Consider the following 13,369-nt stretch of genomic DNA (forward strand, 5'->3'; position numbering starts at 1 on the left):
CATCGCCTGCTACGCGCTGTGGTCGCCCGGTCGCATGGTGGAAAGACCGCCCGGCACCTGTAATGTCGGGGTGATTTCGATGTTGCCGATATTTACCGCCAGCGGTGCCGCGAGCGCGAAAGCAACGCAGTCGGCGATATCTTTGGCCTGCGGCAATTCAAAGCCATCAATGAAGCGGCGGCGCGCCTCTTCGTGATCGCCTGACACGTTGCCGAAGATATCGGTGGCGACGCGGCCCGGACAGATTTCGGTGATGCGCACGCGCGCGCCGTAGCAATCGACGCGTAGCTGGCGCGAAAGGGCATGCACGCCGGCTTTGGTGGCGTGATACACCGAGTTACCGTTGAAGTTGTAGATGGCAGCAATCGAGGTGATGTTGAAAACGTGGCCACGATCGCGCGCCACCATGCCCGGCACCAGCAAACGACACAGATGCAGCACCGCGCGCAGATTGACGTCCACCTGGGTTTCAATCACGTTCTCATCGGCATCGAGGATCGAGCCCGGATGCGACAGGCCAGCGTTATTCACCAGAATGTCGATTTCGAGATCCTGGCATAGCGCGGTCAGCGCCTTTATGTCACTGACATCCACCGCGTGCGGAATACAGCCGGTACGATCGGCCAGCGCTGCCAGCTGCTCTTTACGGCGCGCCACCGCGTGCACGGTGATGCCCTCCTGGCACAAGCGCTCAACAATCGCTTCGCCCATTCCCGCCGATGCGCCGGTCACCAGCGCGGTTTTGTAATCTGAAAATGGCATCTGCCTCTCCTCGTTATGGCGTCTTTTGACTGTATGCAGTTATGCCGCAAGGGCATAAGACATAAAAATTTTGAGGCAATAAGCGCCCCTTATAACGCTTGCCTGCTGCACTTCACCCGTTCCAACATTGCGCAATAAATTGCGCCGCTACGACATGTGCGGTGATTGAGATAGACCTACAAAATGCACGTATTTGTAGCGGCGCGATTTATCGCGCGGTATTGATCTTATGCGCTTGACGGCGCAAATGTCAGAATGTCCTCGTCATATTCCACCGCCGAAAGATGCTCAGCCATGAGCGATCGGATCGTGCCGCTATCCGGGCTAATCACCGGCACATACAGCGGGCCAACCTGCACCAGCGCCACCACCGCACCGGCATCGATGTGCTGGCCGGGCGCGACAAAATCCTGCGGGCTATGCGGATGGCGGCGCAGCAGCGTGCCGGGCATCGGTGCGCCGATGCGTTGCGGGATGAGGGGGATTTCAGCGGCGGGAAGCGTGACAGGCGCGGGCGTGGCTGGCGTGGCGGCGAAGGTCAACCGCACTGACCAGTGCTTGCCATCGAGCGCCAGGCTGTTCAGCCCGGAGGATTGCATCTTGCGCGCCAGCGCACGCAGCGTCGGCAGCGGTATTGCGGTTTTATCCATGGAATTCCCGTCAAAGCGAAACACGCCCGCCTGAGCGGGCAAAATCGTAATCTAGCGCGTTCGCAATACGGGCAGTAAGAGGGTTTCGCTTTGCGGCAATAAGCGGGACTTATCCCACCAACGTCAGAGGATGATTCTCAACGTTGCGGCGCGACATCAGCGACAGCAGGATCGATTTCACCGCTTCGGCCGGCTGTGACAGCGGCAAGTGATCCGACATGCAGAACGACAGCGACACCTGTACATCCGGATCGACGATCTTCGCCATCCACGCATCGCCGCTTTTCAGCATCGCGCGCGCTGCGGATTCCGGCATGATGGTGGTGCCGAGACCGGCGCTCAGGGCGGCATTCAGCGTGGTTTGCGACTCGATCTCGCATTTCACGCGGTACTGCAGATTGTTGTGTACGAAGGCATCGTCGAGCACTTTGCGCATGATGTTGTAGACGCGCGGCAGGAACAGATCGTATTGCGCCACCTGCGCCAGCGGGATCTCTTTCACCGGCTGCGCGAGGCTGAACGGGCAGACGAAGTAGAGATCCTCTTTCATCAGCGGCATAAAGCGCAGGCCGTGAATGGTGCGGTGATCGTAAATTACCGCCATATCCATGCGGCCATTCATGATCAGTTCGCTCAGCGTGGTGCCGAAGTTCTCATTGAAGTAGAGCACGATGCCGGGATGCTGCTGCTGCACTTCCATCATCAGCGGTAATGCGAGGTTTTGTGCCGCGGTGCCCGGCGCTAAGCCAACCGAGACGCTGCCGCTCAGTGACGCGCCGACCAGCTCGATGGCGCTTTGTGCCTGCTCGCACTGGCGTAAAATCGCCTGTGCGTGGGAATAGAGCGTTTTCCCGGCTTCGGTCGGCGTCACGCCGCGCTTGGTACGAATGAGCAGTTGCTGATTCACTTCCCCTTCCAGCGTAGCCAGCTGCTGGCTCAGCGCGGGCTGGGCAATATGCAAAATATCGGCGGCCTGGGTCAGGCTGCCCACATCAACAATTTTAACAAAGTACTTCAGGCGACGAAGATTCATGAACGCTTCCTCCAACAGAACGCATAGCGGGTATCAAGCAAAGTTGATGCCAAATAAGCTTTCGCGAATGAACTCAGACAGGAGGGTAGAGCCACAGTGCCTCCTACGGCAGGTGCTGAGTTGGACAGTTGCCGAGACGGCGAGGGTAAAACAGCGACCTTTGCACTGGTATGGTGCGATTCACTCATTAGATTTGGCGATGATAGGAGTGAGTAAACGGGCGTTACGCGCTGTTAACCGGCACTCAAAGTAACACTCTATTAACATTGCGTCAGGCGCTAGCGCGTGACCTGCCGCGCATTTCCACATCAGGCTCGCCATCTTTATGGCGAAAGTGTGCGGTCGGTTCAGTCATCGCTTTGTGTTATATCACCACAACAAAGCACTATTAACCGCCGCTTCGGGCAAAAACCTATCCTCTGGTAAACGTCGTGTTTGCAGCTTGCTGCAAACCGTTCATGCTGACACTGAGCCAGGATTAACCCATGCCCGAGATAGCCGATCGATTAAAGAATGTGACCGTTTCTGCCTCCGTTGCCATGACCCAAAAGGCCCGCGATCTCGCGGCGCAGGGCATTGATGTGGTGGCGCTTTCTACCGGTGAACCCGATTTCCCCACGCCACCTCACGCGATTGAAGCCGCTTATGCCGCTGCGCGCGCCGGGGATACGCGCTATCCGCCCACCGACGGCACGCCGGCGCTGCGCAAAGCGATCCAGCTGAAGTTCAAACGCGATAATCAGCTCGATTACGACGTCAGCCAGATCCTCACCGCCGGCGGCGCTAAGCAGATCATTTTTAACGCGATCCTCGCGACCATCAATCCTGGCGATGAAGTGGTGATCCCGACGCCGTCGTGGATCAGCTATGCCGATATCGTCAAATTCGCTGGTGGCGTGCCGGTGGCGCTACCCTGCACGCAGGAGAACGGCTTCAAACCGCTGCCGGCCGATTTGGACGCCGCCATCACCGATAAAACCAAATGGTTGTTGCTCAACTACCCGAGCAATCCCACCGGTTCGGTGGCGAGCCAAGCGGAGCTGCACGCGCTGGGCGAGGTGCTGCTGCGCCATCCGCAGGTGTGGATCATGACCGACGATATCTATGAACATCTGATTTATGACGATGTGCGTTTTTACACGCTGGCGCAGGTTGAGCCGCGCCTGGTTGACCGCGTGCTGACGGTGAACGGCGTGTCGAAAGCCTGGTCCATGACGGGCTGGCGATTGGGCTTCTGTGGCGGCCCGGCGCCGTTGATCAAAGCGATGAGCAACGTGAATACCCAGAACAGCGGCGGCGTCTGCACCTTAACGCAGGCCGCGGCGGTAGCGGTGCTGGAAGGCCCGCAGGATCTGCTGCAGGAGCGCGCGCGCATCTATCGCCAGCGCCGTGATTATGTACTGGATCGCCTGACGTCGATTGATGGCCTGCGCTGCCACAAACCGCAGGGCGCATTTTATCTGTTTGTGAATATCGCGGGCTACATCGGCAAAACCAGCGCCGGTGGCAGATTGATCACCAATGATGCCGATTTTGTGCTGGCGCTGATTGAGGAGCAGCACGTGGTGACGGTGCAGGGCGCGGCGTACGGCATGAGTCCGTTTATCCGGTTGTCGTATGCCACGAGCATGGAGCGGTTAGAGAAGGGATGCGATCGCATTGCGGCGTTTTGTGGTGGATGTGTTTGATTCATTGAAATAATTATCGCGCCGTTGCGGAGAGATGCAAAAACTGTAGCGGCGCAATTTATTGCGCGATAAATCGCGCCGCTACGTATCGGTGCGATTGATAAGCAGGCCGCTAATCAATGACCACCTCCGCCGCCGGGGCGACCTGATGGCCGCTGGCTTCGATTTCGCTGCGCACAATGGTGGCGAGCGTCAGGGAACCTGGCGTGTCGCTGTGAACCAGAATCGAGCGCGCACGTACCGCAATCTCTTCACCTTCAATCGTCGTCACCGTGCCGTGCTGCAAAAACTGGCGCACGCGGGCGCGCAGCGCGCTTTCCTCGTTGATCACCGCACCGGCAATGCCGCGCGGCACCAGACGGCCTTGCGCGTCATAGGCGCGGTCGGCCAGAAACAGCGTCAGCGTCTTCAGGCCTGCCGCCTGCGCCGCGACTTCAATGATCGTATCGGGCTGGGCGAAGATGATCAGCTCGCTATTGATGCGCGCCACTAACTCCATCACCTGTTGCGCCAGGTCGGCATCGCGGTTGACGATGTTGCCCATCGCGGCGTGGAAACTGAAGTGGGAAACGTGGGTGCCTTCCGCGCGGGCAATCGCCGTCAGCGCGCCGAGTTGATAGGCCACCTGCTGACAAATCTCTTCGGCGCTAAACGGCAGTTCACGGCGGCCAAAACCCTGGCGATCCGGCAAGCCGGGATGCGCGCCAATACCCACGCCATGTGCCTTCGCCAGCCGCACCATGTTGGTCATGATCGCCGGATCGCCAGCGTGGAAACCACAGGCGATATTGGCGGATGACACCACTTTCATTAGCGCGGCGTCATCGCACAGCTGGTAAACGCCGAAGCCTTCGCCCATATCGGAATTCACATCAATCTTCATGTCTGGTTTCCTTGTGCGGATTAAACGGTAAGCGCTTTACGCAGTGGCTGGCAGCTGAAGCGCAAACGGCTCAGCCAGCGCGCCACTTCCTGTTCGATGGCGATCGCTTCACGCACATCGCTGTGGATCAGCTGGATCGACTGGCCCGGCAGCACTTGCCCAAGCCGCCACAGATCCTGCTCGATCACGCCAGCGATCTTCGGATAACCGCCGGCGGTATTGGCATCGCTTAGCTGGATGATCGGTTCCCCCCCCGGCGGCACCTGCACAATGCCGGGGATCAGCCCGTACGATCGCATCTCAACGGTTTCAGAGGGGAAGATCGGATCGCCTGAAAGCCGATAGCCGGTGCGATTGCTTTGATTTGATACCTGCCAGGATTGCTGCCAGAAGCGCGCGGCATCGGCGGCAAACAGTGGGTATTCGCCGGAGGGAATGGCGCGCAGCTGAATGTCTCCGGCGCTGTTGCGGGGAAAACTGGCGTGTAATGCGCTGTCTGGCGGTTCAATACCGATGCCGCTGCGCGGAAGTGCCGGGCCGCGATTTTCGCCGAGTGCCAGCCGATCGCCACGCTGCAGCGGACGTCCTTCAACGCCGCCGAAGCCACCGCGCAGCGCGGTACTGCGCGAGCCAAGCACCAGCGGCACATCAATGCCGCCAGCAACACACAGATAGCCACGCGCGCCGCTGCGCGGATAACGCAGCTCCAGCACTTGCCCGGCACGCACGCCGCACCCCCACCACGGCGGCAGCGGCGTGCCATCCAGCGTGGCGCGGCAATCCGCGCCGGTCACCGCGATGCTGCTGTTTTGCAGAAAACGTACGCGGAACGGGAACAGCTGCACTTCAATTGCCGCCGCATTTTCGTCGTTGCCGAGGAGTAAATTACCGGCACGCAGCGCCAGCGGATCCATCGCGCCGCTCACCGACACGCCGATGTGGCGATAGTTGAAGCGACCTAAATCCTGCACCGTGTTGAGCGCACCGCTCTGTTCGATCTCAATCACAGCTCAATCCTCTGCGGCAGAAAACGGATGCGATCGCCCGGTGCCATCAGCGCGGGCGATGCGGCCAGCGGGTCAAACACCGCCAGCTCGGCAAAACCAATCGCATTCCAGCCGTTCGGGCCGGTCAGCGCCGAAACGCCCGCCTGCGCGCCACCGATGGTGACGGTTCCTTTCAACATGCTAAGCGACGGCACTTTCTTGCGCGGTGTCGCCAGCAGCGGATCCAAGCCGTGCAGATAGCCGAAGCCCGGCGCGCTGCCCAATGCAAACACCGTGTATTCGCTTTGATGGTGCAGGCGCACCACCTCGCGTGGGCTCAAACCGGTATGGCGGCACACCGCCTCGAGATCGGTGGCGTGTTCACCGCCGTAATGCACCGGAATTTCAATCAGTTTGCCCTGCGGACTGATCGCCTGCGCCTGATCCCATGCGGCATGCAGCTGCATGCGCACGGCGATTTCATCAGCTGGAATATGGCGGAACAGTACCAGCAGATTGGTGACGCCGGGGATCAGCGCTTCAATCGCTTCATCGGCATGCAGCAGGCGCGCCAGCGACCAGATGCGGCGCTGCGCCGGGAGATCGAAACCGCCTGGCGCTTCCACCAGCCACGCGCGTGCGCCGATGGTGGAGAGCTTGATAGCAGAGGAGCAAGCCAGCGCGGGAACGCTGGCAGGCTGGAGAGCAGAGTGCGACGTCACGGGCATGGTTATTCCAGCGGTTCAAATTTCAGACTGGAGAGCGGCTGTACGCGCTCTTCGCGCACCATTTTGTATTCGGTGTTGGGTCCAATCCACGTATCCCAGATTTTGTCGATGGTGCCGTCATCGTCCATCGCCTTCAGGCTGCTGTTGACGCTGGCCAGCAGCGCCGGTTCATCACGCTTCATGCCGACACCAATCGGCTCCAGCGCCATCGGTTCTTTGATCATCGCCAGATTGATGCCGTCTTTTTTTGCCTGCGAAATGGTTTTGATGCCGGTCATGGTGTTGGTGACGAAGCCCACCGATTTGTTCTGCTCCAGCGCGAGGAACGCGGAGGCTGAATCCTGGAAGGTAACCGCTTTGCCGCCTTTGATATGGATTGATTGCTCAGAAGTGGTGCCTTTGGTGGCGCTGATGCGTTTGCCCTGGAAATAGCTCAGCGGCTTGTCGGCCAGTGGTGCTTTCACCAGCAGCATCTCTTTGGCGACGTAATAGGGATCGCTGAATTGAATCTGGTTGCCGCGGGTTTTGGTGTAGGCCAGATTGGCGATCAGCACGTCGGCGCGGCCGGTCGCAATCACCGCAATACGCGCTTCCACCGAGGTGGGCACCAGCGTCAGTTTGACGTTCATCTGCTTTGCCAGCGCGTTACATAGATCGATATCCATGCCCGCCAGCTGACGTGTTTTCGGATCCGGAGAAGAGAAGGGCGGCACGTCCGAATAGACCGCGCACTTTAGCTCGCCGCTGGATTTGATGTTGGCCATCATGTCGGCATGCGCAGCCGAAATAGCCAGCAGCGGCAGCAGTGCCAGCCCGATGGTGGTAGGTCTTTTCATGGTCATGTGAACTTCCTCAATGATGAATACCACGGCGTCACCGGGACGGAGCGCCTGCGTTCTCGCTTTTCTGGACTATATCGGCTTTGTTTTCAGGCGAAAAAGAGGGAAACCCTGTCGTGCAATAGCAAAAAAATATGGCTAAGCGGCGCATAAGTTCTTTCTATTCGGGCAGAGCAAAAAAGTGTTATCCAGCGCACACTTTTCTCGCCAGGCTTGATCGCATGTCCTCTCGGCAGTCCCGCCGATTGCATGTGGTAGAGAGAAGTGAAAAAGCATGAATGCCCGATTAGGCGTGTTACTGAAGATACTGGCCGCGCTGTGCGCCACCTTGATGCTGGCGTGTGTGAAGGGGCTGAACGGCGCCCTTCCCACCGGCGAAGTGATTTTTTTCCGCAGTTTTATCGCGCTGTTGCCGCTGCTGATTTGGCTGAAAATGCAGGGCAACGTGCTGGAAAATCTCAAGACGCGTAACCTGTCTGGTCACTTTATTCGTGGCTTCTCCGGCACCGGCGGCATGTATTTTAACTATCTGGCGCTGGTCTATATTTCGCTGGCCGATGCCACCGCGTTGAGCTATGCGGCGCCGCTGTTTACCGTGATCATGGCGGCGATGCTGCTGAAAGAGCGGGTGCGGGTTTCACGCTGGGTCGCGGTGGTGGTGGGATTATCCGGCATTTTGATCATGCTCTCTTCCAGCCTGAGCACCAGCGGCGCGCTGTTTTCCCATGGGGCCAGCAACGCGACGACGAGTATTGGTGTGGCATGTGCGTTGCTGGCGGCGCTGTGCTCCGCGACCTCTAACGTGCAAATCCGCTTCCTCAACGGCATCGAGAAGCCGGGCGCGATAGTGTTTTACTTCTCACTGATGACTACCGTAATTGGCCTGGCGACGGCGCTGTTTGGCTGGAGCAAACCCAGCGCGATACAGCTGCTGTTGCTGGTGGGCTGCGGCCTGTTTGGGGGTCTGGCGCAGATTCTGGTGACGCTGAGCCTGCGTTACGCCGATGCGTCACTGCTGGCACCGTTCGATTACACCACGCTGGTGTGGTCGATGCTGATTGGTTATCTGTTCCTGAACAGCCTGCCGGGCAGCACCACCTTGCTGGGCGCATCGATTGTGGCGCTGGCTGGGATTTTCGCGGTGTGGCGCGAGAATCGCCAGCGCAAACTGGCGATGGTGAGCAGTACGCCTTAGCGTTGCGCAATAATTTGCGCTGCGACAAATAGGTGTACGCATCCGTAGCGGCGCGATTTATCGCGCAATGAATTGCGCCGCTACACATAGGTGCACGCATCGGTAGCGGCGCGATTTATCGCGCGGTTTTGTTTCTAACGAAACACATCATCAATGATTTCAACCTGCTTGGTGCGCAGCGTTTCGTCCAGCCAGCTGCGTTCGAGTGAGCCGGTTTTCGCCAGCTCGAAGTTGTGTTCATCAACGATTAAATACGCCTGCGCCGCTTCGAGAATGCGTGCTGCATCCTGGCGAGGAATCACAATCACACCATCCGCATCGCCCAGCACGATATCGCCCGGTGAAACGTGAATTTTACCGCAGGCAATTGGCACGTTGATCTCGCCCGGACCATCCTTGAACGGGCCGCCCGGCGTGTGACCGGCGGCGTAAATGGGGAAGTCCATGCGTGACAACCCTTCGATATCGCGGACCGGTCCGTCCAGCACAATGCCTTCCATACCGCGCTGTCTGGCATAGGTCGCCATCACTTCGCCCATCAGCGACTGACTGCGATCGCCCTCGTTCGACAGAATAATCACATCGTTTCGGCCCGCCATATCCAGCGCTTTGTGCAGCATCAGGTTGTCACCGGAACGCGCTTTAACCGTCACCGCCAGGCCGCACATGATCGGCTGACGCGGCGCGGTTTTCAGGCTGATCTCGGCCGACAAGGCGGGCAAGCGGCTCATGCAATCCGCCACCACCGCCGCTGGTAACCGGCGAAAGGCTTCCAACAGCGGTTCAGCATCGGCGGGACGACGTAAATAGATTCGGTTTCCTGCGCTCATGGTTATTTTCCTGTAGGGAGTGATTTAATTAATCGCGTTGTGTTCCTGGGTAAATAATTAAATGTAAAATTAAGAATTTTTATTTTTGTTTTTGATGAGTCATTACTTCATTGAATAGGGTGTTCAGCTAACAAGCTGAATCATCATATGATTACTGGCATATGATTAAGCTTACGCGATTACGCAGATGTTACGCAGAGGATGTTACGGCTAACCAAGACAGGATCACGAATTATTATTTCGGATGAATTTAACTCACTGATAATTAATTTTATTGGGTTTTATTATGGGGCGATAAATTAAAAGTATTAGCTGAGTCTTTAATTTATTTTCAGAAGCGTCTCTCAAATCTAAGACGTTCAGTACATCGGCAAGCAGAAAACATGATGAAAATCATCTCTCAAAAAATAATTTCCAGTTTATATGGTGTCGATATAAACTACAGTTTATGAGAGGCAATTTTGAACAGTTGGGAAGTCGAAATTACTTTGCTCTTTGCAGCATGGCTGCAAGAACAAGATGAAGAAATGGTTGAAGATGTGTTGTCGAGCCTCGAAGTTCTGAAAGTGTTTGGCCCAATGTTGGGGCGACCGGATGTCGATACGGTCACCGGTTCTCGTTTTGCCAACATGAAGGAACTTCGCGTCCAAAGTAATGGAAGGCCGATTCGCGCATTTTTCGCGTTTGATCCCGCAAGGAAAGCTATCGTGCTGTGTGCGGGGGATAAAACTGGAGTGAATCAGAAGCGTTTCTACCAATCGATGATCAAACTAGCCGATAAAGAGTACATGCAGCATCTGGAGGAATTAACCAATGCCAAAACTTGAAGAGCTGATCGCACAGCGTTCTCCTGAGTCCCAGGAGCGCATTAAAAATAAGGCAGACCAAAAAATTCTGGAGATCCGCCTGCGTCAGTTGCGTGAGGAGCTGGAACTTTCACAGGTGCAGCTGGCTGAAAAGATGGGGATCTCGCAACCTGCTATCGCAGCGATTGAGGCGCGAGGTGACGAGATAAAACTTTCCAGCCTGAAAAAATATGTAGAAGCGTTAGGCGGTAAGTTGAGTCTGAATGTTGAACTTCCCACCGGAGATGGTCGGATATTTCAGATCTGATGTGGGGGAAGATGTCGGTGATAAACTGGCATCTTTTTCAGAACGCAGAAAAGCAAAAACCCAGCCATAAGCTGGGTTTTCAGAATGTTGGTGCCCGGACGCGGAATCGAACCACGGACACGGGGATTTTCAATCCCCTGCTCTACCGACTGAGCTATCCGGGCAACGGGGCGCATTAAACCCTAATGGCTTACAGCCGTCAACGGCTTTCGTCAAAAAAGCGGTGCAATCGTGATTGATTGCTTGCTTTTCAGACAAGGTGAACAAAAAGGCTACGCCAGCGCACCATTTTTGCGGCACAGCGCGATACCGAGTACATCTTCCGCCAGACGGCGCGCCGTCGCGACATCCTGTACGTTGCGTTTCACCAGCAGTTTGCTCAGGCAACCTTCCAGAATCAATTCCATCTGATCGGCCACCATGCTGGGATTATCCAGCGCTAGATCGACCAGAATTTCATGGGTGAATTGCCAGGAACTGCGCTTTTGCTGTTCGGCTAGCTGATGCACCGGCTGATCGGGTTGCGGATAGAAACTGCAGGCGGCGATAAACAGGCAACCGGGAAAACGGCCTTTGCTGACGTGTTCACTCAGCACTTCGTAGCGGGCTAACAGCTTTTGTTCGGCGCTGAGGTGTTCATCGAGCTGCACCTGACGACGCCAGCTGTCAATCTGCTGGCCGTGATAGCGCAGCGCGTCATACAGCAAGGCATCACGATCGGGCCAGAAACGCGTGAGTTGTTCGGCTTCAAGACCGGTTGCGCCAGCCAACTGAGTTAGGGAAGTGGTAGCGGCCAGGCCGCTTTGTTCGAGCACATTCAACGCATGCTCGAGTATTTGTTCACGTTGCAAGTGACTCTCCTCTGGAATGCGGGCCCGCTCGCGGACGAACGGGCAGTGTCCTGCTGACAGTGTCGTTTAACGTGACACATTCTGCAAATGTGCGCGGAAATCGGCGGCGTTGAGGAAGCCGGTGACGCGCGAATCGGGGATCTCTTTGCCTTGCGCATCGAAGAACAGAATGGTGGGCAAACCTAAAACCTGCAGATGCTGCAACAGCGCGTTGTCCTGCGCGTTATTGGCGGTGACATTGGCTTGCAGCAGTTGTACCTGACTTAGCGCGTTACGCACGCCCTCATCGCTAAAAGTGTATTTCTCGAACTCTTTGCAGGCCACACACCAGTCGGCGTAGAGATCGACCATGGTGATACGGCCTTGCGCCTGCTGTAGCGCGCTGTCGAGCTGCTCGCTGCTGGTGATGGTGTGGAACGGCAGATGCGCCACGGCTTGCGCGCTGTTGCTGCTGCCAAACGCCCAATCCTGTAGCGGGCGCACACTGACCAGCGCGGCGGCGAGCATGATGATTTGCAGCACGCGCCATTTGCCGCTGGCACGCAGGCTGAGGCTGAATGCCCAGGCAAAAAACGCCACGCCAAGCAGGCTCCACAGACGGATGCCCCACAGATCGCCAATCACCCGTTCCAGCAGGAATACCGGCAGCGCCAGAATCACAAAGCCAAAACCCTCTTTGACGGTTTGCATCCACGGCCCACTTTTTGGCAGCAGCTTGTTGCCAAACATCGTCACGGTAATCAGCGGCAGGCCCATGCCGAAGGCATAGAGCCACAGCGTACCGGCTCCGGCCCACAGATTACCGCTCTGCGCGATGTACAGCAGAATGGCGCTGAGCGGTGCGGTGGTGCAGGGCGAGCAGATCAATCCGGCCAGTGCGCCCATCATAAATACGCCCGGCAGCGAGCCACCTTGCTGGCGATTGCTCCACAGCGTGAGGCGCGTTTGCAGGCTGGCAGGCAATTGCAGCGAGAACAGGCCAAACATCGACAGCGCCAGCACGATAAACAGCGCCGACAGGCCAATCAACACGTAAGGATGTTGCAGCGCCGCCTGGAAGCGTAATCCGGCCGCTGCCACAACCATGCCGAGCACGGTGTACGTCAGAGCCATACCTTGCACATACACCATCGCCAGCGCGAACAATCGCCCCATCGAATAGCGGCGCGGGCCTCCTAAAATGATGCTGGAGATCAGCGGATACATCGGCAGCACACACGGCGTGAAAGCGACGCCAATACCAATCAGCAACGCCCAAAGCGGTGAAAACGGCAGCGGCGTGCTGTGATTGGCGGGCTGCGCGCTGACCGCAGGCGCAGCCTGATTGGCGGCAACCGCGCTCAGCGGCACCGCGCGGGTTTCCGGCGGATAGCAGAAGCCCGCAGCCGCACAGCCCTGATAGGTCACGGTGACGGTCGCGCCGGCATCGGCCTGGCGCAGCCTGATCGGCAGTTGCAGATCCTGCGGATAGATTTCACTTTTGCCGTAGAACTCATCTTCATGCGGCTGGCCCGGCGGCAGCGTGAGTGGAGCAATTTGCGCTTTTTGCGGCGTGACGTGGATTTGCTGGCGATAGAGATAGTAGCCATCCTTCACTTTCCAGCTGAGCGTCAGCTGATTGCCTTGCTGAGTGAAATCGAAGCCAAACGCCTGATCAACCGGCACAAAGCGGCTGTTGTTGTTCGGGGAGAAGAGTGAGGCTTGTGCCGAAAGGCAGAAAAACAGCGCCAGGCAAAAGCCGGCAAGGCGAAAGAGTCGTGCAGCCATAGCGAATGAGTGAGCTCCGGTGGCGAATAGGCCGCGATAATAAC

At 57.3% G+C, this 13,369-nt stretch carries 14 protein-coding genes and 1 tRNA gene; 4 read left to right on the plus strand and 11 right to left on the minus strand.

Annotation, left to right across the window (positions count from 1 at the left end; translation table 11 throughout):
- Positions 1-9 precede the first annotated feature (9 nt).
- From ACFQW4_RS14325 to nac, 3 genes are all read right to left on the minus strand, one after another.
- A complete protein-coding gene (locus tag ACFQW4_RS14325; protein WP_137385023.1) occupies positions 10-762 on the minus strand; it encodes an SDR family oxidoreductase in 753 nt (250 codons plus the stop codon).
- Positions 763-989: 227 nt separating this feature from the next.
- Positions 990-1,412, minus strand: coding sequence for an acetyl-CoA carboxylase biotin carboxyl carrier protein subunit (locus ACFQW4_RS14330; RefSeq protein WP_110868100.1), 423 nt, complete (start codon positions 1,410-1,412; stop codon positions 990-992).
- A gap of 109 nt (positions 1,413-1,521) precedes the next feature.
- A complete protein-coding gene (gene nac, locus ACFQW4_RS14335; protein ID WP_049851333.1) occupies positions 1,522-2,445 on the minus strand; it encodes a nitrogen assimilation transcriptional regulator NAC in 924 nt (307 codons plus the stop codon).
- 485 nt (positions 2,446-2,930) lie between these two features.
- On the opposite strand from nac, the gene ACFQW4_RS14340 reads away from it, so the two are divergent.
- Positions 2,931-4,133, plus strand: coding sequence for a pyridoxal phosphate-dependent aminotransferase (locus ACFQW4_RS14340; RefSeq protein WP_377725922.1), 1,203 nt, complete (start codon positions 2,931-2,933; stop codon positions 4,131-4,133).
- A 112-nt stretch (positions 4,134-4,245) separates the two neighbouring features.
- Here the strand turns inward: ACFQW4_RS14340 and ACFQW4_RS14345 are convergent, their stop codons facing one another.
- From ACFQW4_RS14345 to ACFQW4_RS14360, 4 genes are read right to left on the minus strand one after another with little or no spacing between them, the layout of a single operon-like run.
- Positions 4,246-5,016, minus strand: coding sequence for a 5-oxoprolinase subunit PxpA (locus ACFQW4_RS14345; RefSeq protein ID WP_336768342.1), 771 nt, complete (start codon positions 5,014-5,016; stop codon positions 4,246-4,248).
- A 20-nt stretch (positions 5,017-5,036) separates the two neighbouring features.
- Complete coding sequence (locus ACFQW4_RS14350; protein WP_377725924.1) at positions 5,037-6,023, minus strand: biotin-dependent carboxyltransferase family protein; 987 nt, start codon at positions 6,021-6,023, stop codon at positions 5,037-5,039.
- Positions 6,020-6,730 carry a 5-oxoprolinase subunit PxpB gene (gene pxpB / locus ACFQW4_RS14355; RefSeq protein WP_137385029.1) on the minus strand — a complete coding sequence of 237 codons (711 nt, stop codon included), beginning with the start codon at positions 6,728-6,730 and terminating at the stop codon, positions 6,020-6,022. The genes ACFQW4_RS14350 and pxpB overlap by 4 nt, the downstream gene beginning before the upstream one ends.
- Positions 6,731-6,732: 2 nt before the next feature.
- Positions 6,733-7,572 (minus strand): transporter substrate-binding domain-containing protein, encoded by an 840-nt coding sequence (locus tag ACFQW4_RS14360; protein WP_277976877.1) that lies wholly within the window; start codon positions 7,570-7,572, stop codon positions 6,733-6,735.
- A gap of 271 nt (positions 7,573-7,843) precedes the next feature.
- Between ACFQW4_RS14360 and ACFQW4_RS14365 the strand changes: the two genes are divergently transcribed.
- Positions 7,844-8,764, plus strand: coding sequence for a DMT family transporter (locus tag ACFQW4_RS14365; protein ID WP_377725927.1), 921 nt, complete (start codon positions 7,844-7,846; stop codon positions 8,762-8,764).
- A 134-nt stretch (positions 8,765-8,898) separates the two neighbouring features.
- Here the strand turns inward: ACFQW4_RS14365 and ACFQW4_RS14370 are convergent, their stop codons facing one another.
- On the minus strand, positions 8,899-9,594 hold the full coding sequence (locus ACFQW4_RS14370) for an RraA family protein (protein WP_101762304.1): 696 nt from the start codon (positions 9,592-9,594) through the stop codon (positions 8,899-8,901).
- Positions 9,595-10,055: 461 nt separating this feature from the next.
- Between ACFQW4_RS14370 and ACFQW4_RS14375 the strand changes: the two genes are divergently transcribed.
- Entirely contained in the window at positions 10,056-10,421 is a 366-nt protein-coding gene (locus ACFQW4_RS14375; protein WP_377725929.1) for a type II toxin-antitoxin system RelE/ParE family toxin, read from the plus strand.
- Positions 10,408-10,707, plus strand: coding sequence for a helix-turn-helix domain-containing protein (locus ACFQW4_RS14380; protein WP_176970147.1), 300 nt, complete (start codon positions 10,408-10,410; stop codon positions 10,705-10,707). Before ACFQW4_RS14375 ends, ACFQW4_RS14380 begins: the two co-directional genes overlap by 14 nt.
- 88 nt (positions 10,708-10,795) lie before the next feature.
- On the opposite strand, the gene ACFQW4_RS14385 is transcribed toward ACFQW4_RS14380, so the two are convergent.
- The 3 genes from ACFQW4_RS14385 to ACFQW4_RS14395 form a co-directional block, all read right to left on the minus strand.
- Positions 10,796-10,871: transfer RNA gene (locus tag ACFQW4_RS14385), tRNA-Phe, on the minus strand.
- Between the two features lie 108 nt (positions 10,872-10,979).
- Positions 10,980-11,558, minus strand: a complete 579-nt coding sequence (locus ACFQW4_RS14390) for a transcriptional regulator (protein ID WP_101762303.1) — start codon at positions 11,556-11,558, stop codon at positions 10,980-10,982.
- A 66-nt stretch (positions 11,559-11,624) separates the two neighbouring features.
- Positions 11,625-13,325 (minus strand): protein-disulfide reductase DsbD, encoded by a 1,701-nt coding sequence (locus ACFQW4_RS14395; protein ID WP_377725932.1) that lies wholly within the window; start codon positions 13,323-13,325, stop codon positions 11,625-11,627.
- Positions 13,326-13,369 lie beyond the last annotated feature (44 nt).

The organism is Pantoea sp. GCM10028869 (genome assembly GCF_042666835.1).
Classification (GTDB): domain Bacteria; phylum Pseudomonadota; class Gammaproteobacteria; order Enterobacterales; family Enterobacteriaceae; genus Pantoea; species Pantoea leporis.